The organism is Paenibacillus shenyangensis (assembly GCF_000346635.1).
Lineage (GTDB): Bacteria > Bacillota > Bacilli > Paenibacillales > Paenibacillaceae > Saccharibacillus > Saccharibacillus dauci.
Window position 1 is genome coordinate 1 of the sequence record NZ_AOIG01000040.1, and the last position, 21,093, is coordinate 21,093.

Here is a 21,093-nt window from a genome sequence, read left to right on the forward strand (position 1 = left end):
CATCTTGTAGGGTACAGTTTACTATGGCTACTCTTCTTTTAATGCATCCAGAATTTGACGGGCGAGTTTATCGCCGATCGAGAGAGGCCGGAAGTCTTCGACACTAGCTTCTCTTATTTTTTTAATGGAACCAAAATGCTTGAGCAGCAGCTTACGCCGCTTTTCTCCGATACCCGGAATGCTATCCAATTGGGACACGATCATCGACTTGCCGCGCTGCTCCCGGTGGAACGTAATAGCAAATCGGTGAACCTCGTCCTGAATCCGCTGCAGCAGGTAGAATTCCTGACTGTCACGAGCCAGATTGACCGGTTCAGCCGGATCACCGACCATCAGTTGGGAGGTACGGTGCTTCGCATCCTTGACCAGTCCACAGACCGGAATGAATATTCCGAGTTCGTTTTCCAGTACATCGGCAGCAGCAGAAATCTGGCCCTTACCACCATCGACTACAATCAGATCGGGCATCTCCAGATTCTCTTTGAGCACACGTTCATAGCGACGGCGAATGACTTCACGCATTGTCCCGTAATCATCCGCACCTTCAACCGTCCGGATTTTATACTTGCGATATTCCTTTCTGGCTGGCTTACCATCGATAAAGACAACCATCGCCGATACCGGATTAGAACCCTGGATATTGGAGTTATCAAACGCTTCGACACGATGCAAATTGTTGAGACCAATCGCCTGTCCCAGATTCTCGGCAGCTTTGGAAGTACGTTCTTCGTCACGCTCAATCAGGCGGAACTTCTCATCCAGCGAGACTCTGGCATTATCCTGTGCCATTGTAATCATCTGACGCTTCAGGCCGCGGCGTGGAATCAATACTTTGATACCGAGCCACTGCTGCAGCATCTGGGCGCTGCTTGGAGCATCCAGCTGATCTCCTCCGGCTGCTTTGACACTTTCCGGATCACTTGCATTTTGCTGGTCAGAACTCGACGCTTCAGTTAATTCAGCGGCTTCGGCTTCCATTTTGGCAGACTGCACAGCATATTCTTCGCCTGTCTCGGCAACGCGATCAGCCATATCATTCATGCCTGTTGAGCCGTCTCCATCATTCGCGTTCAGACCTTCTTGTTCTGCAGTATCCAGTGCCTTGTCGCTGGCACTCTCCAGATCGGCAGAAGCTTCCATCGCCGGCAGCAGAATTTCCTGCGGCATTGCCGGGTTATCGCTATAATACTGGGTCACATACGACATAAAGTCGTTATACGGCTCTCCATAAAAAGGGAACACCGAAGCATGACGCTCAATCATTTTACCCTGGCGCACATACAGAATCTGTACACACATCCAGCCCTTGTCGACAGAAAAGCCGAATATATCGCGGTCCCGGGCATCTGCCATCGTAATTTTCTGCTTTTCCATCAGTGCATCAATATTGCGAATCTGGTCACGCAGTTCCTTGGCTCGTTCAAAATACAGATCTTCAGCGGCTTCTTCCATTTTGCGCTGCAGATCTTTTTTGATCTCTTCATGTCCACCGCTCAGAAAACGGGTGATCTCCTGACGAATCTCATCATAAGACTTTTCCGGCACTTCATATTCACAGGGCGCCAGACACTGTCCCATATGATAGTACAAGCATACTTCCTTGGGCATGACTTTACATTTGCGCAGCGGATACATGCGATCGAGCAGCTTTTTGGTCTGCTGGGCAGCAAATGCATTGGGATAGGGGCCAAAATATTTGGCTTTATCTTTGAGCACACGCCGGGTAACTTCCAGGCGTGGATGCTCTTCATTGGTAATTTTGATATATGGAAAAGTCTTGTCGTCCTTCAGCAGCACGTTATATTTGGGCTGATGGGTTTTGATAAGGTTACACTCCAGAATGAGTGCTTCCATATTACTGCCGGTTACAATATATTCAAAATCGCGGATATCTGCGACCAGACGCTGGGTTTTGCCATCATGACTGCCTGTAAAATAAGACCGGACACGGTTTTTGAGTACTTTGGCTTTACCCACATAAATGATCGTGCCTTCCCGGTTCTTCATCAGATAACAGCCCGGCAAATCCGGCAGCAGGGCGAGCTTATGGCGGATATTCTCTATCGCCTGCTCCTGCTCGCGAATCGTTTCCATATGTGAATCCATAGACTTCTCCTTCCTGTCTTTCACTGGTGAATCTTGCGATTACTGGGTGTCTGTATATTATCGCAATATATGGGTCTCTTACTTTGACAAACAAACCTGCAGATAAGTTGATCTAAAAGGGTAAAGCAGCATTCCAGCGAACGATATAAAGTAGCTAGAATAAAGGGTCTGGAATAAGCTATCTAGAGTATCCGCTGCGAAAAAGGATTGGACCACGTCCTCCGGTTAAGCCTGGAGATCCTTAAGGAGTAATTGGAAAGGGGGATCTCCAGGCTTAAATGTCGTCCTTTGGTCCAATTCCTTTTCCTTCGCTCCGTGCTTGATTGCTGCTGCTCTTTTATCTATGCTGGTTCGCATTCGCCAAAGAAAAGATCTCAAGATATATTGTTGAGAGATAGGCAGACGGTATATTAACATGTATTACCCCTATAAGGGGGATTTGTATAAGGGATGGCGATTGTGTAGCCTCTATTGCGGTATCTGCTGGTAATTCTAAACAATGGTTACAAGCATAGTGTGTGAATGAAGATCCTTATTAGAGACAAATTCGTTTTTAATGCCTTTTCTATTATAGCAGTTCCAGAAGGGAATCGGATAGGTTTATGGCAACATACGTTCTTGTAATTCATTGTTCAACTATTATTTGAAGATATATTTTAAAGAATGAATATACCATTACTGCATGCATCAGACAGAAAAAACCCCCGGTATTTACCGGGGGTTAATGCAGTACCGTCAGGCTGTTCCAAAAGGATCAGCTGTCTTATACTGCTTATCGTTATAGCGAGGCAAAATTATTGATGTTTTGCCAGGATGGATTTCAGGGAGTCTTTGGAGTTCAGACCTACTACTTTATCTACAGGTTGACCATCTTTGAAGAAGATCATTGTAGGGATACTCATTACGCCGAAACGGGAAGCTGTTTCAGGGTTTTCGTCTACATTGACTTTAGCGATTTTTACGCTGTCGCCAACTTCAGTTGCCAGCTCGTCCAGGATTGGAGCAAGCATTTTACAAGGACCGCACCATGGTGCCCAGAAGTCTACCAGTACTGTGCCTTGTCCTTCTACTTCATTTGTAAAGGATTGATCAGATACATTAACGATTGCCATGGAAATTTCCTCCTTGAATACCTTTATTTGAATTATTCATTATTTAAACAACTATAGAACCTATTACACCCCTATTATAACACAGGAATAGAGATTCCGAAACAGATAATACGAATTTATTATACTTATCTATATTTTAGTAACTATTATACTTTTAATTACTATAATTTAAAAATAGTAATTATTCACCCGGAATATCGCCACGTTTGTTCTCTCCGCTAACACTGATTACGTCCACGAAGGGAGCGATTCGGTTCATGAGACGCTCGCCTTTATACCGTTCTTCCCCGTCTTTGTTGGTGAAGCTAAGATGCTGCAGCAGCGCCTCCAGCGAATAATTGGAAGTATAAAACGTAGGTTTACGTTCCATCCGGTAATTCAGAATAGCTCCCAATACATGATCACGTACCCATGGATTCAGATTCTCTGCACCTATATCATCAAAGATCAATAGATCCGTATTTTTCATAATCTCGATCGTTTCTTTCATCCGGTTGTTATCTTGGAACATCGATTTCAGATCTTCCACAAATTCCGGCATATATACAATCACGCCGGTATAGCCGGCTTTGGCCAATTCATGCAGCATATAAGACATCAGAAAAGTCTTGCCGGTACCAAAATGTCCGACCAGATACAGCCCTTTGGCAGGCAGTCCATTCTGCTTTACTTCATTAATGTAATCAAAAATTTTCTTCACCGCCGGGACGCGTTCGATATCTTTGGAAACGATCTCCACAGCGTTATATCCTTCATTCAGCGCGCGATCATCCACATAAAAGCTGTGAATTCGCTGTCTGACCTGCTGTTCATGCTGTCTGCTCAGCTGCTTCTGGCAGGGTGTCTTACGTTCATGCAGCCTGACTCCTTCTTCGGAAGACTGCACACTTAGCTTGGTGTAATGCCCCTGAAAATCATTCGGGCATTGATCGAGTCCGGGACAATTGTCGCAGTTACGCTGATCCCCGACATACTGGTACAGCTTGCTGAGATTGGTCATCAGCTCCTGATCGGTCAGCTCCGGATGCTGGCTGCGAAGCTCCAGCACCAGCGGGTCCGTGAACAGCTGCGTGGCAATCTTGTTCGATTGTTCCCGAAAGCGCGTACTCTTCATCTGCCGCAGCAGATCACCGATGGATTCCATGGTGTGTAGCCCCTTCCCGTTTGTTCAACTCTTACTTATAACTGTCTGAGGTATAAAAGACAGCCATCCTTTCTCTATGCCCGCAAGTACCTGCTATGCGGGGAATATGGCAGAACGAATCCGTAATACATAGCATTCGTTCTGGCCAGTACCTGCTGTGTAGAACGGTCTTATCCGCCATTCTTGCCGGACTGCATCTGCTCTGCCATACGCAGAACTTCTGCCAGCTCCTCGTCGGAGATGCTGGACGTTTTCCCCTGCGACCCTTCCACAATCGGAATCTCCGGCTTGGTGCGTGCCGGCGTGCGTCCATAATTGCGTCCGGTGCGCTTGGCTGTTCCTCCTGCGGCTTCCTTGCCTTTCAGCTTGGCCTGATCGCTGATCCGCAGATCCAGCTTGTTCTGCTCGCGTACATAGCGAACCGCTTTTTCGTACGTATTGACCTGCTGGTTCAGCATATTCGTTACGATCCAGTCGACGAATTTGCTGCTCAGACGTTCACCTGGTTGGGACATTTTGACGGCCAGCAAATAATGAATAAGCACATTCATTACTTCTTCAGGCAGCTTATAATTAATATCGATATGCTCGAAAATATCATTAATACTGTTTGGTACACTTCCCGGATAGAACATCTCCAGCATCCGGGTATACGGCTGATTGCGCAGCATCATATTATATTGATGAATATCGCATTTGCCGGTAAATTGTCTTGGCACTTCCAGATAGTATTCCATCTCTACCGCGTGTTCTACCGGCAGATCCTGAGTCTCCTGCGCCGGTTCCTGATGCTGCTGACGCAGAGATACCACTTTGGCTTCGTGAATCTGCCGCTCTTCCATCCGCTTTTTGCCCTGACGGAACTGCAGATTCGCCCGGCGCTGAATCTCTTCCTCGGCGAGCTCGCCATCTGTAGTAAAGATCCCGTCCTCATCCAGCATCCGGCAGATATCCTGAATATCCAGCTTGTATTTATAGGCAATATAGCTGAGCACATTCATCTGCTCCGGCTGAAAACGCAGCTTCTCTACAAACTGCCGATTGCGCGAGCCACGCGGGAAATAACGAATAATATCCGCATAGTTAATCAGATCGTCTTCACTCAGCTTGGGCTGATTGCTGCGAGTCTGCGTACTCACTTCGGTCAGCGCCTGCTCCAATTCGTAGTCGATCACATGCGTATTCAGCTCAAATATATCATAGAATGGCTGTGAGATATTTTCTTTCTGTACCGACGGACTATCCCAGCCTTCAGGCTGTCTCCCAAAAAATTGCTCACGCAGCGACAATACGGCAAACTTGCCGATCTTGTCCCGCAGCAGCAGTGTCAGATGCTGTGTCCGGAAAAACTCCCCCGGGGACAGCGGCTGCTGCAGTTCGTATTCATATATATAATCATCCTGATCCGGGAAATAGACCCGGCTCGTCTGGAGCAATCCCACAGCCTCCAGCAGGGATGCCTGTTCCATCAGCTGCTTGCGTCCACGTTCCCCCGGTTCCAGACCCAGCGTAAGGAATAATCCACGCTGCTGTTCAACCGGCGAATAACCTACCTGCTGTGCGTTCACATGATCGCACAGCAGCCGGTACAGACTGATGGCGAACGCTCCGGTGAGCGGCTGGTAGACCAGGTTCAGCATCCGTTCGTCCAGGCTGCCCAGTCCAAATTCGCGGTATACGCAGTAACGATGATTCTCTGTAAAATGAAGTAAATTCTTGATGCGCATATTCCGCCCCCTTTCTGCTGCACCCATTTATACGGAATTCTATTCTACCACAAAACGCTCACTTTCCACTCTGAAAATAAAGTGAAAATATGGGCGGAATAACCACTGTGCTTCAACATGATCTATTGTTTGCAAGAATGCACATCAATAACGTTTTTTGAATGAAGCAACCATGAACAGACTGTGAAGTGAATTGCCCTGTCCATCTCGTTCGGTTACAATAATAGGGTCAGGTTTTGCAGACCAGGCGCAGTCATTTCTACTTTGCGCCTTATTATATTACTGGAAATACACGGTTAACCAACTTACACATACAGGAGTGATTTTTTCTATGAACGAAGCCGTAGCTACACTGGAAGGCTGGTACGCCCTGCACGATTTCCGCACAATCAACTGGACGGCATGGAAAGCAGCCGACGATGAAGAACGTGCAGGTGCACTCGAAGAATTGAATGCACTTATCCATGAATGGAATACGATCAGTGCCGAAGGAAGCGGCAGCACGGCAGTCTACAGCATTGTTGGACAAAAAGCCGATTTTGTAATGATGCATCTGCGCGAAACGCTGGAAGATCTGAATAAGATCGAGACCGAATTTAACAAAACAACCTTTGCTCGCTTTACTGACAAAGCATATTCCTATGTGAGCGTAGTCGAGCTGAGCAGCTACATGGCAGGCAAGAGCGAGGAAGATCCTATGCTGAACCCGCAGGTTGTAGCCCGTCTCAAACCGGCGCTGCCTGCTTCCCGTTATATCTGCTTCTATCCGATGAACAAAACACGTAATCTCGGCGATAACTGGTACATGCTGCCGATGGAAGAACGCCGCGAGATGATCCGCAGCCACGGTCTGATCGGCCGCAGCTATGCCGGCAAGGTAAAACAGATCATTACCGGTTCGGTAGGTCTGGATGATTGGGAATGGGGCGTTACCCTGTTCTCCGACGATGCCCTGCAGTTCAAAAAGCTGGTCTATGAAATGCGCTTTGACGAAGCCAGCGCACGTTTTGGCGAATTTGGCGCTTTCTATGTGGGTAGCCTGATGGACAGCGAGAAATTCGAAGAAATGCTGAAACTATAATTTTCGTTTTATATATTTGGTATTTATATAATGATCAAGCCTGCGACTTTTCCGATTTCTGGAGGGTTGCAGGCTTTTTATTTTATTTGTGAAAATACTTACTTTTTAATAAGTAAAAAAGTCCTATTTTTCTCAATAATTTTTGTCGAAAAATGTAACGTTTATTATGATGTCCGACGATATAGAATTAAAGTTCATTACCACTCGTAATTACCAACAATCATTAATTCAGGAGAATAGAAAGAGGGAGATCTCATGTCTTTGAAACTCAAGTTAATTTTACTCGTTGTTTCCGCAGTTATTCTGATTGCTGTACCTGTAGGCACTATTTCCTTGTATGCGCTTAATCAGGAAGCAGAACAATCTGTTTCCAGCGAATTGAAAAGTACAGTAGAAACGGCTGTGAGCCAGACACAGGGCTGGATCAACACCAATAGCAAAGTACTGGAGACAATGGGAACATTTATCCAGAGCAATATTCCGCTGAATGAAGTAACAACCAAACATCTGGCCGTATACAAAAGTGAACTCAATAATGGCAACATCTCAGACCTGTATATGGGCCTGAAAAACAACAAAATGATAGATGGCAGCGGATGGGTACCTGACAAAGGTTACGATCTTCGTACACGTCCATGGTATATCAATGGTAAAGCAGCCAATAAGCTGACTGTCAACGAACCTTATGTCGATCTGATCAGCAAAAAATTCTCCGTTCCGATCACAATGCCCATGAAAGACGCCAATGGTGAATTTGCTGGTATTCTGGCAGAAGATATTTACCTCTCCACCATCACCGATTATATCAACAATATCAAAACACCAGGCGGTTTTACTTTCCTGCTGGATCAAAAAGGAACCGTACTCTCTCATCCCAATGCTGATTTCGTCAGCAAACCTCTTGCCGAGCAGGCAGATTACAGCAGCATCGCTCCATCCATGCTTTCCAGCGATTCCGGCAGCATGACATACAACTACAAAGGCGATGCACAGCTCGTCTACTATCAAAAACTTCCTGGCACTGGCTGGATTGTAGCCACTTCCATTTCAGAAAAATACGCATTCGCCGACTATGTACAACTTCGTAATAAAATTATCCTGCTGCTCGTTGTAATTACTATCGTACTTGCCGTACTTGCTTTCTTCTTTGCAACACGCATTGTGAAGCCGCTGAACACTCTCCAGCAAAATGCACAGCGTCTGGCACAGGGTGACCTGACAGTACAGGTACCTGTCAAAGGCAAAGATGAAATCGCTCAGCTAGGCACAGACTTTAATACCATGTCTGCCGCTCTTCGCAATCTGATCGAGACTGTCTCCCACTCTGCCGAAAATGTAAACAAAGCTTCTCTGCAAATGTACGATAATGCTTCCAGCTCAGGTGATATCGCTCAGCAAATCTCTACCGTTATTGAAGAAATTGCCCGTGGTGCCAATGATCAGGCAGAATCTATCCAAGTAGGAGCCGAGATGGTTATGGGCATGACCCATTCCCTGGAACAGGTATCTTCCCATGCCGGACAGGCTGCCAGCATGATCGAAGAAGTAAACGGAGCCATGACACGTGGTACCGATGCAATCACACAGCAAAGCTCACTGGCACAGGCTGGTCAGGAATCTACCAAACGTGTAGAATCATCCAACTCACTGCTCATTAACAAACTGGAAGAAATCGCTAAGATTACGCAGGTTATCCGTGAAATCAGCAGCCAGACCAACTTGCTGTCACTGAATGCCTCGATTGAAGCAGCACGTGCGGGTGAGCACGGACGCGGCTTCGCAGTAGTCGCCAGTGAAGTCCAAAAGCTGGCAGAACAGGCTTCTCACTCTGCCGAAGATATCAGCGCTCTGCTGGTTGAACTGCAGGATGCCGGCAAACAAAGCTCTACAGTACTGGCTTCCTTCCGCGAGACTACTGTACAACAGCAGCAATCCATGAATGAGACCCGGGAATCGTTTGAACAAATCCGTAGTTCGGTAGACGGTATCATCGGCCGGATCACTCAGGTTCTCTCCGGTGTGAATGAAGTACAAGCTGGCGCTCTTCAGGTATCCGACGTTATCACAGGTCTTGCCGCTGTAGCTGAAGAAAGTGCAGCTGCTACCCAGGAAGCGGCTTCTTCCACCATCGAGCAGACTCAATCCATTTCCAGCATCTCCACATCATCCAAGCACCTGACCGAGAGCGCTGACCATCTGCTGCAAGAAATTGGTCAATTCCAGGTTAATACGCAAAATGGCGAGAGCTCTTCCCGTTAATAAAAAGCCGATCATTCGCTTTCCGATCATGTGCGTCATATAAAGATTCTCATAGCAATCATGGTAATACTCCAAACCGTAATACTGCGCTATCAGAAGTCGCTAGACTATTTTCTTACTCTGTTCTCTCCTGAATAGACGATTATAAATTAAAAAGAGCAGGCTCCTCATCGGAGCCTGCTCTTTATTTGGACCTGCATATCGTATTGCATAATTCACGGAAAGTACGGTTATTCAGCAGCAGTCCCGTCATTTTTTAATGAAGCGAGATATTCCTGCTCTTCACGGTCACGTGTCCGGCTTTTATCCTTTAACCGCTCGATGGCCGGCTGGATCAGAAGATCCACTTCTTGCTGAATCACATAAGCCAGATCATAACGGCTCTGATCTTCCAGAAAGGAACCGGCTTCCATCAAGCCGTTGTAACGGTCCAGCTCGTCACGCGTCAACAATCCACGTACCTGAACGCTGCAATGACGCATCTTACAGGAATTTACCTTTTTTCAGTGCCAGAGATACGCCACCGATGATGAACAGCCAGCGGATATCAATGACTTTTTTCAGCTGTGCAGCTACCCAGCCTTTGAGCTTGCGGTCGCCTACGATACCAACTGCTTCGCCTTTACCCAGGGAAGCAACTGTACCTTTGTTGCTGAATGTGAATTTCTTCGGTTGTTGTCCACGAATAGCTGCCAGAATGTTCTGTGCTACTACTGGTCCTTGCTGCATGGAGATTTGTGCAGTTGGAGGATATGGACGTCCTTCCGGATTGAACATCAGGGCGCTGTCACCGATCATGAAGATATCTTCATAACCTGGTACATGCAGATATTCGTCGATTTTTACGCGGCCGCGCATCGTCTCGAAGCCAGCTTCTTCCACGACACGGTTACCACGGATACCACCTGTCCATACGACAGTGTTAGCCGGGATTTTCTCCATGTCATCGCCAACGACAACGCCGTCAGGCTGACATTCTTTGATGGCTACGCCGATTTTGAACGTAACGCCTTTGTTTTGCAGTACTTTCATTGCGTATTCTACCAGTTCAGGATCGAAGCCTGGCAGTGCAGTTGGAGCTGCTTCTACGTTGTAGATTTTAACTGCGGAACGATCGATACCATGTTTTCTGCACAGCTCGGCTACACGATCAGCCAGCTCGGCTACGAACTCGATACCTGTGAAGCCGGCACCGCCGACAACAAAGCTCAGGCGCTCCGGTTTTTTATCTGTTTTGTAAGCTACGAATTGGCTTTCGATATGCTCACGGATTTTGCGGACGGAGTTAATGCTGCGGATCATCATTGCATTTTCCATCATGCCCGGGATACCGAATGTTTCCGGTTCGCCGCCCAGGGAGATAACCAGGTAATCGTAAGACAGTGTACCGTCTTCCAGAATTACTTTTTTCTCCTGTGGGAGGATTTGTTTTACATTGGATTTTACCAGATCGATTTTGAATTCGTCGATCAGCTTGGAGATTGGCACATACGCGTTTTCTTCAGCGTCTGTACCTGCTGCAGGCATATGCAGGTGAGTTGTGAAATAATGATACTCATGGCGGTTAACCAGGGTCACATCTGCCTCATTATAGTTCAGTTCTTTTTGAAGACGTTGTGCTGTCATGATGCCGCCGTAACCAGCGCCAAGAATGACGATTTTTGGAATGCTACTCATGTCTGTTTTCCCCTTCCAATTTGTTCAATTGAGCATTAGAAAATGCTAAATCATAATGATATTCATTACGTGCATTATCCAGCTGCCCACTTATGTTAACGACAGACAGTCAGACACTGCACTGAAACGATATAAATTATTTAACCAAACCTGGGATAATGGTTCTTCATTCTGGCAGAAACTTGTATATAAATTTCACGGAACGTTGTACGCAATTGTGAAAATATACACAACGGGTGGCAGAAATAGAGATGCTGTCTAAATATTGCTATACGATATGTCACATTATATTGTAACCTTTATGCTCCATTTTTTCAAAAAAAATTTGCTTTTTTTTCAAAAAACTGTCCGTTTTCTGTCACAAACCATTATCGACACAACTGAAATGATAGCTATTTTCGCTGAAAAGATCAAGAGAAAATTTAATTTTCAGTATATTTCATGTAAAATTTAATCTTAATTTTTCAGGAATTGCATAATGGGTATTAATGGCTTCACAATATTGATCATTTCCTTCCTTTGAAAATCGTTCTCAACCGATTATAATGAGTTAAGATTTGATTACTTATGGAGGTGTGGTACGGTGACATCTACAACCACCGGAGCAATGAGCGATATCCTTATTATTGGTGGAGGTCCTGCAGGCATGTTTGCCGCTTTTTATGGCGGTATGCGTCAGGCATCTGTCAAACTGATCGAAAGTATGCCTCAGCTGGGCGGACAACTCGCTGCCCTTTATCCTGAGAAATATATTTATGATGTAGCCGGCTTCCCGAAAATTACTGCCCAGGAGCTTGTCAACAACCTGCAGCAGCAGATGAATCTGTTCGATACAGATATTCGTCTGGAAGAAAAAGTACTGAACGTAGAGAAAAAAGGCGACCGTCATTTTGTCGTTACCACAGATAAAGGCACACATGAAAGCAAAGCGGTTATCATTACTGCAGGTGTAGGTGCATTCGAACCACGTCGTCTGGAACTGCCTAATGCCGAGCAATTCGAAAAAGCCAACCTGCACTACTTTGTCAGCGACCTGAGCCGTTTTGCCGATAAAAAAGTACTGATTAGCGGTGGAGGCGACTCTGCAGTAGACTGGGCATTGATGCTGGAGCCCGTAGCCGCTGAAGTGACACTCATCCACCGCCGTGACAAGTTCCGTGCACATGAGCACAGTGTAGAGAACCTGATGGCATCGAATGTCAAAGTAGTAACGCCAACCGAAATCACTGAACTACATGGTGAAGAGCGCATCGAGCGTGTAACCCTTGCCCATGTGAAAAGTGGCGAAACCCAGGAGATCGAAGTGGATGACGTGATTATCAACTTTGGCTTCCTCTCCTCGCTCGGTCCGATCGCTGAATGGGGAATCGAGATTGAGAAAAACTCCATTATCGTTGATTCCCGGATGGAGACAAATGTTGAAGGTATCTTTGCTGCCGGTGATATTACGACGTATCCGGGCAAGCTGAAGCTGATCGCGGTCGGTTTTGGTGAAGCACCTACAGCTATCAATAATGCCAAAGTATATGTAGATCCGGATGCCAAGCTGTCTCCGGGACACAGCAGTAACATGAAACTCTAGTAATGCACAGATTTTGACTGGAATGTCCTGCTGATAGGGACTGCTCTATTACACAGTTCGGACCGGATACAAGCGCTTCTTCCTTTCCATGATCATGAACGGACAGGAGAAGCGCTTTTCTTCTGGACAAAAAGCGGAGCTATCTCCCAGATCCTTATGTCTATTTTGAAATATTGAACAGTACCGGATCGATACTGGCCAGTTATCTTTGTTGATGTTCTGGCTGTCAGCGCTTCCGATGTTGCCAAATTGTTCACCTTTTCCTTGGATTCGCGACTGATTTTTATCGTATAGTATAGAGAAGTTTAAAATTAGATTATTGCAAATCAATTTGAATTGGAGATTGTTCAAATAAAGGAGGTCTATCGGCTTGAGTGTTGGTGTATACTTCACCCTTCGGCTTATTATTTCACTCATGCTGCTTATTATCGGTGGCATGATGGTAGCGCTGGGCGGCAAGTTTTTCAAACAAAACAGCAAAGCGGCAGGCGTAGGTTTTGTGATTTTCGGAGCGCTGGTTATTTCACTCGCTGTCCGCGGTGTCATGCTGAGTTTTTGATCCATGGATTGTCGGTTAATCGTATAGGTTTATGAATAGGGAGGTGTGGCCTTGTGCAATGGTTGGCAATGATTACAATGCTGATTGATCATCTGGGCTATGCCTTTTTTTCTGATGAGCGGTATATGCGGATCATCGGACGGATCGCATTTCCGATCTACTGCTATCTGCTGGTCGTCGGATACCGGCATACCCGAAATGTAAATAAATATCTGATTCGGCTAATGGTTATCGCACTGCTTTCCCAATTTCCGTTCATGTTCGCTTTTAATATTACGAATCTGAATGTAGTGTTCACCTTGCTGATCGGTTTGCTGCTGCTAATTCTGCTGGATCGCATACCTTCACGACTGTTCCCGGTATCGATTCTGCTGGTTGCCGTTTTCAGCTTGGTTGCTGAAGTACTGCATACCGATTATGGTGCTTACGGTATTCTGCTGATATTGATTTATCGATATGTACCGGGATATGTGATGGTACTTGCCCATTTTGCGCTGACTCTTATTTTTGTGCTGGCTGGATATACGAGTCTGATTCAGATATACAGCATATTCTCCACACTTCTGATTACCGCCCGCACAGAGCTGCGTCCGAACTTCTCACTTGTCGCTCCTCCGCGCTGGTTATGGCGTGCCTTTTACCCTGCGCATCTGGCAGTTATTGCCATTATCGTTCAAGGACGCATGTACGGATATTTTTAAGAAATCGGATGATAACGATCACATATTTCCATTATACAAGTATAAAGATTGCTCCCTGTTCTACTGCTTTTTTGAACCGATTAACCGGGATTGGTGTTGTTCCCGGTTTTTTCTAATTTTATATAAAAAAGCTATCGCCATATGCACAGTCATGGAGTATAATCTTTACCGGAACAATTCCGCCGGTTGAGGCGGTTTTAAATATAGGAAGGGGCTCCTCCATGAAATCCAATAAAAAACATACGTTGACCGAAGACATTCACTTTTTTACTGCTGGCCTATCCGGCAGCCTGATTATCGTATGGCAGGAAGATCCTGCTGGCGTGTATTGTGAAGTCGGCCGAGGGTATGTAGAAGCCTATACGAATAAATATGTACGTGTACGCAATCTGCAATCCGGTACCAAAAGTCTGTACAGTCGCGATATGACCATGTTTCAGACCGATTGATTCCTGAACGCTATATATCCATTTTCTTACCGGCAGCAGAATGATCTGCTGGCTGTTTAGCCATCTTCTTTTCCGTTTATTCGTAACGGAGCAGAGGATGGCTTTTTGGTTATTGGGAAATACATATACTTTTGAAAATGATGGGAACAATAGCTGAATTTCTTTTGGCTGCTGTTAATCAAGATAGCCTATTGAAATAAGTATTCTATTCACAAGGAATTCATATTGCGAATCTATACTACATATTGTAAGCAAGTCATATGGCTTGCCCTATCATCTATTATCCAGGAGGAATACCATTCATGAAAACAATAAAAGTATTATCCAGTCTTGCCCTATCTGCTGCTTTGCTGGCAGGGTCGCTAACGTCATTCTCTACAGCCGATGCAGCAACAACGACCAAAACGGCTGCTTCTACAACAACAAAAACTGCAGCTAACAACAAGAGTGTCGTTATCGGCAAAATTAAATCGATTAGCAGCGGCAAAATTGTAATCTACCAATCTTCTACTCAACCCGCTATTCCTTCGGGTACGGAAGGCTCTACAGCCCCCAAAGCAGGCGAAGCTCCTCCAAGTGGTGAGGCTCCCCCCCCTCCAGCAGCTGGTGAAGCCAAAACCAATACTGGTGGTCAGCCTCCCGCCCAGACATTTAGCACAACAACAACTACGCTCACGACTACCAGCGCAACCAGTGTAGTGAGCGTGATGCATGCAGCAGGCAGGACCAAGGCAACCGAGACCAAAAAGTCGCTCTCTTCCCTCAAAGCCGGTGATGTTGTATTCATCACTCTCGCATCCGGTAGCACGACCAAGATAAGCAAAATCGAACTTATGCCTGCCCAGACAGCTGCCAAAACAAAAAAAACCACTACGAACAAGACAACCAAATAAGTAGTCTGTCCAAGCCAAACAGCCACCTGTACCGGATACAAGTGGCTGTTTGGCTTGAACGGAGAGTACTTATTGATCCTGGATATTCTGTAATGCTCTATATTTAGCAGATTCAGACTGGGGATGTCCGGTCATATCATCAAGCCGGTAAATCGGGGTAATAACAACTAATACGTTATACTTTATTTATAAATATTAAGGAGGGCTGCTCATGTCTGAACGTACTCTGGCGATTAGTGATATTCATGGTGAACTCAGCCTTCTGGACCGTCTGTTGGATGACATCGATTATCGACCGGAGCGGGATCAACTCATTCTGCTTGGTGACTATGTAGATCGCGGAAGCAATTCGCGCGGTACACTGGAGCGTGTCATGCAGCTTACCCGTGAGGGAGCTATTGCACTGAAGGGAAATCATGAAGACCTGATGTTCAATGCATTGACCAGCGGCAGGGAAGCAGACTGGAACCGCTGGCTTAAGGTAAACGGCGGACTGGCTACACTTCTCAGTTACGGATTTACGCGTGATGAATTGATTACATTATCTGGCGAAGACTTTCATTTACCGGATCTCCACAATGATGAGCTGCAGCAGCATCTGGAATTTATCTCAGGACTGCCGCTGTATTACGAGACGCCGGATTATTTATATGTGCATGCTGGTGTAGAACCTGGCAAAACAGCAGCCGAGACGACAGAACGTCAGCTGTTTTGGATACGTGAACCTTTTCATACCGGCTATGATGGAGAGCAGCTGGTTGTATTTGGGCATACGCCTACTTTTTATCTGCATCAGGATGCTGCCAACTTCAATATTTATTATGGGGTGAATCGGATTATAGGTATTGATGGCGGAGCTGCCTATGGCGGTCAGCTGAATGCACTCGATACGACCAATGGTATCTCCTACGAAGTGCACAAAAAATAAGGTACAGGGCATACTTACTCCCTGTACCTACTGTTGACTGCTTCCGCAGCAGTCTGAATCTCAGTAAGTGACTGCTCATCATGCAAAGACGTATGTTGAAGTGCTTTCATGAGTTCATTAACATGCTCACTTGTCTGATTGATATCAGCGGTGTCAGGATGATGACCTCCTGCTGCATTAACAGCATAATGTTGAATAGCAGTATGTATTGGGATGATATCACTTTCGAGTATAAGCAAAGGCTGTTCCTGCGGATGCTCCGCAGAGGCATTGATCAGCTTAATTTCATTTACAGCTTCACCTGCGTAACCTGCCGCCTGTACGAGCGCTTTATTTTGGGCTGCTGTCGAGTGTGCCTGATGATAAGTCTGCAAGGATTGATCCGTGTGATACAGTCGATTCTTGAAAAGGTCATAATGGTTCTTGGTCTCTTCCTGTCCGGGCATACTGATGATTCGTTCATGATACTGCTTCAGGTTAAATACTATGGAAATCACCAAAAGTATGGCTAACATTACTATGATACGAGATTTCAATTTGCTGTCCTCCTTTGCCAATGTATTTTGATGCCTACCCCAATATAACAAAAAAACAGCATCCTGATATTCTCAGATCCAGATGCTGTTCTTTAAATCATTATGCTGTTCATCATGATCATCCATGAACCACTTGCTATACCAACGCCAAATTAATCCTCACAAGGCTGGGCAAGTACTTCGTCTTCTTTACGTGTACGGAAAGAAGCGCCGCATCCGCAGGTAGCAATTGCGTTAGGGTTATTGATCGTGAATCCTCCGGCAAGACCCGATTCTTCATAATCTATTTCCAGACCATTCAGCAGTCCAAGATCTTCCTTGTTAACGACAACCTTCATCTCCTGAACATCCATATATATATCCTGCTCTGTCTCTTCACTGTCAAAGCCCATGGCATAAGAGAATCCGCTGCAGCCGCCGGCACTGACACCTACACGTACAAACAGCCCCGGAATATCCTGTGCCTCCATAATTTCCTTCATACGTGAAGCCGCTGTATCACTAATTGTAATCATTCGTATTCCCTCCTTTTCCTCTTTCATTATACTCTTCTGCTCCAGTCCTCTCAAGGATGAATACCTTGTTAAAACCTTCATTTTTTAAGTAATTGTATTGCCCGTGCCTGATGAGAGGTTTATAATGAATAGTGAACGATGACGTGAAATGTCGAATTTCTGTCAAAAACAATTACGTTTTTAGCCTTATTTTTCGTTGTAACTTTTTTCACAATTATTGTTAATATGGATGACTTCTTATGTACATTGTTGTATATTGAATATTAGGCGTTATTTCAAAAATGATATAGTTGTGTCGAATGTTGTGACAAATCAAAGATAACCGAATCATAAATATAGGCTTCTATTATTCAATAGTGCCAAATTGGTGTAAGACAGGACAAGAGCGTCTTACGGGATTAGACACCAGAGACAGAAGCGTCACAGGAGAACAGGAGGAATATAGCATGTCCACCCTTATTACACCACATACCGATACACGGATGGCAGAGATTATCAATAAAGTACGCGCAGGTGAGCGTTTATCCCTGGAAGATGGGGTATATTTATACGAGAGCGATGATATTTTGACGATTGGGCAGCTGGCTAACGAAGCCAATATGCGCAAGAACGGCAAAAAAGTATATTTCATCGAAAATATGAGTCTTTACTTCACCAATGTATGTGAAGCTCACTGTGCTTTTTGCAACTTCCGCAAAGATGAAGGCGAAGAAGGTTCCTACACACTCAGCGGGCAGGAAATGGTCGATTATGTGAATCAGCATATTCACCCAGGCATTCGCGAATTCCATATTGTCGGCGGTCACAATAACAATGTGCCTTTCCAATATTATGTGGATTCACTCAAAGCACTGAACGAAGCATTCCCGGATGTTACCCTCAAGGCTTACACTGCAGCCGAGATTGATTTCTTTACCCGGATCAGTGGTCTGGGTATCAAAGAAGTACTGGTTGAACTGCAAGCAGCAGGTCTGGAATCCCTGACTGGTGGTGGTGCCGAGATTCTGTCGGACGAATACCGCAAAAAAATGCGCGTCAACAAAGCCAATGTAGACCGCTATCTGGAAGTACACCGCACGGCTCACGAGCTGGGCATGCGTACACATACTACCATGCTGTACGGTTCGATCGAGACGTATGAGGATCGTGTAAACCATATGATCCAGATTCGTGAACTGCAGGATGAGACTCATGGCTTCCAGGTATTTATTCCATTATCCATGCAGCCAAAAAGCAAAAACGCTAGCATTATGCGTCGCAACTCGGCTTATGAAGATCTCAAAACGATCGCGATCAGCCGTCTGATGCTTGACAATATTGATCATATCAAAGCTTATTTCATTAATATCGGTACCCAGCTGACCCAGATGGCTCTGGCGTTTGGCGCATCCGACGTACACGGTACAATCCTCAAGGAACGTATCAGTCACGCTGCAGGAGCCCTGACACCGGAAGGTCTGACTCGCAAGGAACTGATCTGGCTCGTTAAAGGGGCAGGTCGCATTCCGGTTGAGCGGGATACCTTCTATAACGAAATTCAAGTGTACGAATAACCGTTAATCTGCGCGAGCTTCACCGCTTTCGCGGGCAATACCTTTATCCGCGCTTTGCATTTCACTATACACCGGGCTTTACTTAATTGAACAGGCATGTTAATCACATGCTTTCTCATTGAAGTAAAGCCCGTTTATCCGCCTGCCGATAAACTTATTATAGTGTCAGGCGATTGGCATTACCCGGTCTCGTTATTGGCTTCCCTGCGCCGGATGATGTCAGTATACATTATCGTTTCCAAGCTATGTAATTCTATCCGGGAATCTATTACATTCTCAATTAATCACACTGCATAAAGGGAGAAGATATCATGAAAAACTTAGTCATTCTCGGCGGAGGGTATGGTGGAACCACCCTGCTGCATGAGCTGCTGGACACCAAAATTCCGGCGGATACTCAATTAATCCTGGTGGATCGCATGCCATTCCAGGGACTCAAAACCGAATATTACGCACTCGCGGCAGGAACCTCCTCCGATATGGAGCTGCGTGTCAAATTCCCTGTTCATCCGAAGCTGTCTGTTCGCTACGGCGAAGTAAATGGCATCAATATGGATGAGAAAAGTATTTCTTTTGCCGATGGAGAACCGCTGGAATACGATCAGCTGGTGATTGCACTGGGCTGTGTCGATAATTTCCATGGTGTACCGGGAGCCGATACATTCACTTCTACTATTCAGACTTTTGAAGCTACTCGCGAGACATACCGCCGTGTGAACAACCTGCCACCTCAGGCAACTGTAAATATTGTTGGTGGCGGACTGAGTGGTATCGAGATTGCTGCCGAGATTCGCGAAAGCCGCGAAGATCTGCATGTTCGTATTCTGGATCGCGGAGAAAGACTGCTGTCTGCTTCTCCTCCACGCCTATCCAAGTATGTACAGGATTGGTTCAAAGAGCATAATGTAGAGATTCGTAACAAAATCAATATCAGCCGCGTTGAGGAAGATTGCGTCTATAACGGACCGGATGAGCGTATCCCGGCAGATATTACGGTATGGACCGCAGGTATTCGTCCGGTACCGCTGGTTGATGAGCTGAACGTGAATCAGGACAACTCCGGCCGCGTCATTCTGGATGATCTGTACCGTATTCCAGGCCGTCCGGAAATCTTCGTATGTGGTGACTGTGCATCCCTGCCATTCGCTGCCAGCGCACAGGCGGCTGAAGCACAGGCAGAACAGATTGCCAATGTTATCGTTGCCGGCTGGAAAGGTGAACAACCCAAAGTACAACCGCTCAAGCTCAAAGGCACACTTGGCGCACTCGGTAAGCATGCAGGCTTTGGTTCAGGATTCGGATTTGGTGGCAAAAGTTCCGTTACCGGCCGTGTACCACGTCTGCTGAAAAGTGGCGTGCTCTGGATGTCCAGACATCATTTCGGTTAATAGGCCAGGCACTGTCGTGCCTTTGACTGGTGATATATTGCATAATTGTGGTTAATCGGCATGTCTGTAAATACAAAAAAGCTGATCTCAATCAAGATCGAGATCAGCCCAGGCATCCGCCTCATTAATTTTATCCATAATTAATGTATATAAGGAATCCACATCTTCCGATGCGACAATTTCTCCGTTAACGAGTGCATACGGCATGGCATAACATTGACCGCAGTTCCCCAGACAACCGTATTCGATTACATCGTAATCGGGATGATTATCGAGCTCCTTCATAATGCGATCTGTGCCATTATGCATATTGCTCTGGCAAAATTCAATAATCGGTCTCATGTAATACGCTCCAATCTGTGTCCTTTCAGTATAGCGATAAAGCTGTTTTTTTATCCTGCCGATCTGATCTATTTTATCATGTTTAATGCAGATTGTGACGGGATCATGTCTCATTTTCAAAATAAATTTGAAATGAGTATAAAAATCAATGGCACAAATGCTGAAATTGGTTTACTTTTATATTATAATATACTTACGAAAGGAGTTGAACAATATGAGTGAAAGCGTACAAGCTGAAATGTATGATGAAGTAATGGAAGTTCTGGACAAATTGCGTCCATTCCTGCAGCGCGATGGCGGTGACGTGGAACTGGTTGATGTTGAAGACGGTATCGTCAAACTGAAACTGATGGGTGCATGCGGTAGCTGCCCAAGTTCTACAATCACACTGAAAGCCGGTATTGAGCGCGCCCTTTTCGAAGAAGTTGAAGGTGTGGAAGAGGTAGTGCAAGTATTCTAAGCCGTTCCTTTTCATGCATTGATCTATAGGCAATTGCCACCAAAAGAGACCCTTCGGATGGTAAACTGTACCCTTTGTAAA

At 45.7% G+C, this 21,093-nt stretch carries 20 protein-coding genes; 11 read left to right on the forward strand and 9 right to left on the reverse strand.

The window, feature by feature from the left end:
* Positions 1-27: 27 nt before the first annotated feature.
* The 4 genes from uvrC to H065_RS0124260 all read right to left on the reverse strand — a co-directional run bounded on the left by uvrC (position 28) and on the right by H065_RS0124260 (position 6,089).
* Positions 28-2,106: an excinuclease ABC subunit UvrC gene (uvrC, locus tag H065_RS0124240; protein ID WP_017815696.1), complete on the reverse strand. Its 2,079-nt coding sequence runs from the start codon at positions 2,104-2,106 to the stop codon at positions 28-30.
* A 794-nt stretch (positions 2,107-2,900) separates the two neighbouring features.
* Positions 2,901-3,218 carry a thioredoxin gene (trxA, locus tag H065_RS0124250; RefSeq protein ID WP_017815698.1) on the reverse strand — a complete coding sequence of 106 codons (318 nt, stop codon included), beginning with the start codon at positions 3,216-3,218 and terminating at the stop codon, positions 2,901-2,903.
* A 181-nt stretch (positions 3,219-3,399) separates the two neighbouring features.
* The gene (dnaI, locus tag H065_RS0124255; protein ID WP_017815699.1) at positions 3,400-4,362 is read right to left on the reverse strand and encodes a primosomal protein DnaI; all 963 of its coding nucleotides are present in this window, start codon (positions 4,360-4,362) and stop codon (positions 3,400-3,402) included.
* 170 nt (positions 4,363-4,532) lie between these two features.
* On the reverse strand, positions 4,533-6,089 hold the full coding sequence (locus H065_RS0124260) for a replication initiation and membrane attachment family protein (protein WP_017815700.1): 1,557 nt from the start codon (positions 6,087-6,089) through the stop codon (positions 4,533-4,535).
* Positions 6,090-6,420: 331 nt separating this feature from the next.
* On the opposite strand from H065_RS0124260, the gene hemQ reads away from it, so the two are divergent.
* A complete protein-coding gene (gene hemQ, locus H065_RS0124265; protein ID WP_017815701.1) occupies positions 6,421-7,170 on the forward strand; it encodes a hydrogen peroxide-dependent heme synthase in 750 nt (249 codons plus the stop codon).
* A 261-nt stretch (positions 7,171-7,431) separates the two neighbouring features.
* The gene (locus H065_RS0124270) at positions 7,432-9,429 is read left to right on the forward strand and encodes a methyl-accepting chemotaxis protein (protein WP_193746804.1); all 1,998 of its coding nucleotides are present in this window, start codon (positions 7,432-7,434) and stop codon (positions 9,427-9,429) included.
* 230 nt (positions 9,430-9,659) lie between these two features.
* On the opposite strand, the gene H065_RS0124275 is transcribed toward H065_RS0124270, so the two are convergent.
* Together H065_RS0124275 and H065_RS0124280 are read right to left on the reverse strand one after the other, a co-directional pair.
* Positions 9,660-9,911 carry a hypothetical protein gene (locus H065_RS0124275; protein ID WP_017815703.1) on the reverse strand — a complete coding sequence of 84 codons (252 nt, stop codon included), beginning with the start codon at positions 9,909-9,911 and terminating at the stop codon, positions 9,660-9,662.
* Position 9,912: 1 nt separating this feature from the next.
* Positions 9,913-11,106, reverse strand: coding sequence for an NAD(P)/FAD-dependent oxidoreductase (locus H065_RS0124280; protein ID WP_017815704.1), 1,194 nt, complete (start codon positions 11,104-11,106; stop codon positions 9,913-9,915).
* 583 nt (positions 11,107-11,689) lie between these two features.
* On the opposite strand from H065_RS0124280, the gene H065_RS0124285 reads away from it, so the two are divergent.
* From H065_RS0124285 to H065_RS0124310, 6 genes are all read left to right on the forward strand, one after another.
* Positions 11,690-12,688, forward strand: coding sequence for an NAD(P)/FAD-dependent oxidoreductase (locus H065_RS0124285; RefSeq protein WP_017815705.1), 999 nt, complete (start codon positions 11,690-11,692; stop codon positions 12,686-12,688).
* A gap of 370 nt (positions 12,689-13,058) precedes the next feature.
* Positions 13,059-13,247 carry a hypothetical protein gene (locus H065_RS0124290; protein ID WP_017815706.1) on the forward strand — a complete coding sequence of 63 codons (189 nt, stop codon included), beginning with the start codon at positions 13,059-13,061 and terminating at the stop codon, positions 13,245-13,247.
* A gap of 53 nt (positions 13,248-13,300) precedes the next feature.
* Positions 13,301-13,948: a TraX family protein gene (locus H065_RS0124295; protein WP_017815707.1), complete on the forward strand. Its 648-nt coding sequence runs from the start codon at positions 13,301-13,303 to the stop codon at positions 13,946-13,948.
* Between the two features lie 221 nt (positions 13,949-14,169).
* Positions 14,170-14,397 carry a hypothetical protein gene (locus tag H065_RS0124300; RefSeq protein WP_017815708.1) on the forward strand — a complete coding sequence of 76 codons (228 nt, stop codon included), beginning with the start codon at positions 14,170-14,172 and terminating at the stop codon, positions 14,395-14,397.
* 302 nt (positions 14,398-14,699) lie between these two features.
* On the forward strand, positions 14,700-15,290 hold the full coding sequence (locus tag H065_RS0124305) for a hypothetical protein (protein ID WP_017815709.1): 591 nt from the start codon (positions 14,700-14,702) through the stop codon (positions 15,288-15,290).
* Between the two features lie 211 nt (positions 15,291-15,501).
* Entirely contained in the window at positions 15,502-16,218 is a 717-nt protein-coding gene (locus H065_RS0124310; protein ID WP_017815710.1) for a metallophosphoesterase, read from the forward strand.
* Between the two features lie 14 nt (positions 16,219-16,232).
* Here H065_RS0124310 and H065_RS0124315 read toward each other — a convergent pair whose 3' ends face one another.
* Both H065_RS0124315 and H065_RS0124320 read right to left on the reverse strand, forming a co-directional pair.
* Positions 16,233-16,733, reverse strand: coding sequence for a hypothetical protein (locus tag H065_RS0124315; RefSeq protein WP_238558026.1), 501 nt, complete (start codon positions 16,731-16,733; stop codon positions 16,233-16,235).
* 173 nt (positions 16,734-16,906) lie between these two features.
* The gene (locus H065_RS0124320) at positions 16,907-17,269 is read right to left on the reverse strand and encodes a HesB/IscA family protein (RefSeq protein WP_017815712.1); all 363 of its coding nucleotides are present in this window, start codon (positions 17,267-17,269) and stop codon (positions 16,907-16,909) included.
* A 446-nt stretch (positions 17,270-17,715) separates the two neighbouring features.
* On the opposite strand from H065_RS0124320, the gene mqnE reads away from it, so the two are divergent.
* Together mqnE and H065_RS0124330 are read left to right on the forward strand one after the other, a co-directional pair.
* A complete protein-coding gene (gene mqnE / locus H065_RS0124325) occupies positions 17,716-18,822 on the forward strand; it encodes an aminofutalosine synthase MqnE (RefSeq protein WP_017815713.1) in 1,107 nt (368 codons plus the stop codon).
* 311 nt (positions 18,823-19,133) lie between these two features.
* Positions 19,134-20,210, forward strand: coding sequence for an NAD(P)/FAD-dependent oxidoreductase (locus tag H065_RS0124330; RefSeq protein ID WP_017815714.1), 1,077 nt, complete (start codon positions 19,134-19,136; stop codon positions 20,208-20,210).
* A gap of 87 nt (positions 20,211-20,297) precedes the next feature.
* Here H065_RS0124330 and H065_RS0124335 read toward each other — a convergent pair whose 3' ends face one another.
* A complete protein-coding gene (locus tag H065_RS0124335) occupies positions 20,298-20,552 on the reverse strand; it encodes a YuzB family protein (RefSeq protein WP_017815715.1) in 255 nt (84 codons plus the stop codon).
* 214 nt (positions 20,553-20,766) lie between these two features.
* Here H065_RS0124335 and H065_RS0124340 point away from each other — a divergent pair, with 214 nt between their 5' ends.
* Entirely contained in the window at positions 20,767-21,012 is a 246-nt protein-coding gene (locus H065_RS0124340; RefSeq protein ID WP_017815716.1) for a NifU family protein, read from the forward strand.
* The last annotated feature ends 81 nt before the right edge of the window (positions 21,013-21,093 follow it).

Excerpts from the sequence above, each read along its gene's own strand:
- H065_RS0124260 (WP_017815700.1), bottom strand. The coding sequence starts at position 6,089 with ATGCGCATCAAGAATTTACTTCATTTTACAGAGAATCATCGTTACTGC.
- H065_RS0124300 (WP_017815708.1), top strand. The coding sequence starts at position 14,170 with ATGAAATCCAATAAAAAACATACGTTGACCGAAGACATTCACTTTTTT.
- H065_RS0124310 (WP_017815710.1), top strand. The coding sequence starts at position 15,502 with ATGTCTGAACGTACTCTGGCGATTAGTGATATTCATGGTGAACTCAGC.
- H065_RS0124330 (WP_017815714.1), top strand. The coding sequence starts at position 19,134 with ATGAAAAACTTAGTCATTCTCGGCGGAGGGTATGGTGGAACCACCCTG.
- H065_RS0124320 (WP_017815712.1), bottom strand. The coding sequence starts at position 17,269 with ATGATTACAATTAGTGATACAGCGGCTTCACGTATGAAGGAAATTATG.
- H065_RS0124275 (WP_017815703.1), bottom strand. The coding sequence starts at position 9,911 with ATGCGTCATTGCAGCGTTCAGGTACGTGGATTGTTGACGCGTGACGAG.
- trxA (WP_017815698.1), bottom strand. The coding sequence starts at position 3,218 with ATGGCAATCGTTAATGTATCTGATCAATCCTTTACAAATGAAGTAGAA.
- H065_RS0124335 (WP_017815715.1), bottom strand. The coding sequence starts at position 20,552 with ATGAGACCGATTATTGAATTTTGCCAGAGCAATATGCATAATGGCACA.
- H065_RS0124280 (WP_017815704.1), bottom strand. The coding sequence starts at position 11,106 with ATGAGTAGCATTCCAAAAATCGTCATTCTTGGCGCTGGTTACGGCGGC.
- hemQ (WP_017815701.1), top strand. The coding sequence starts at position 6,421 with ATGAACGAAGCCGTAGCTACACTGGAAGGCTGGTACGCCCTGCACGAT.
- H065_RS0124315 (WP_238558026.1), bottom strand. The coding sequence starts at position 16,733 with ATGTTAGCCATACTTTTGGTGATTTCCATAGTATTTAACCTGAAGCAG.
- H065_RS0124340 (WP_017815716.1), top strand. The coding sequence starts at position 20,767 with ATGAGTGAAAGCGTACAAGCTGAAATGTATGATGAAGTAATGGAAGTT.
- mqnE (WP_017815713.1), top strand. The coding sequence starts at position 17,716 with ATGTCCACCCTTATTACACCACATACCGATACACGGATGGCAGAGATT.
- dnaI (WP_017815699.1), bottom strand. The coding sequence starts at position 4,362 with ATGGAATCCATCGGTGATCTGCTGCGGCAGATGAAGAGTACGCGCTTT.
- H065_RS0124305 (WP_017815709.1), top strand. The coding sequence starts at position 14,700 with ATGAAAACAATAAAAGTATTATCCAGTCTTGCCCTATCTGCTGCTTTG.
- uvrC (WP_017815696.1), bottom strand. The coding sequence starts at position 2,106 with ATGGATTCACATATGGAAACGATTCGCGAGCAGGAGCAGGCGATAGAG.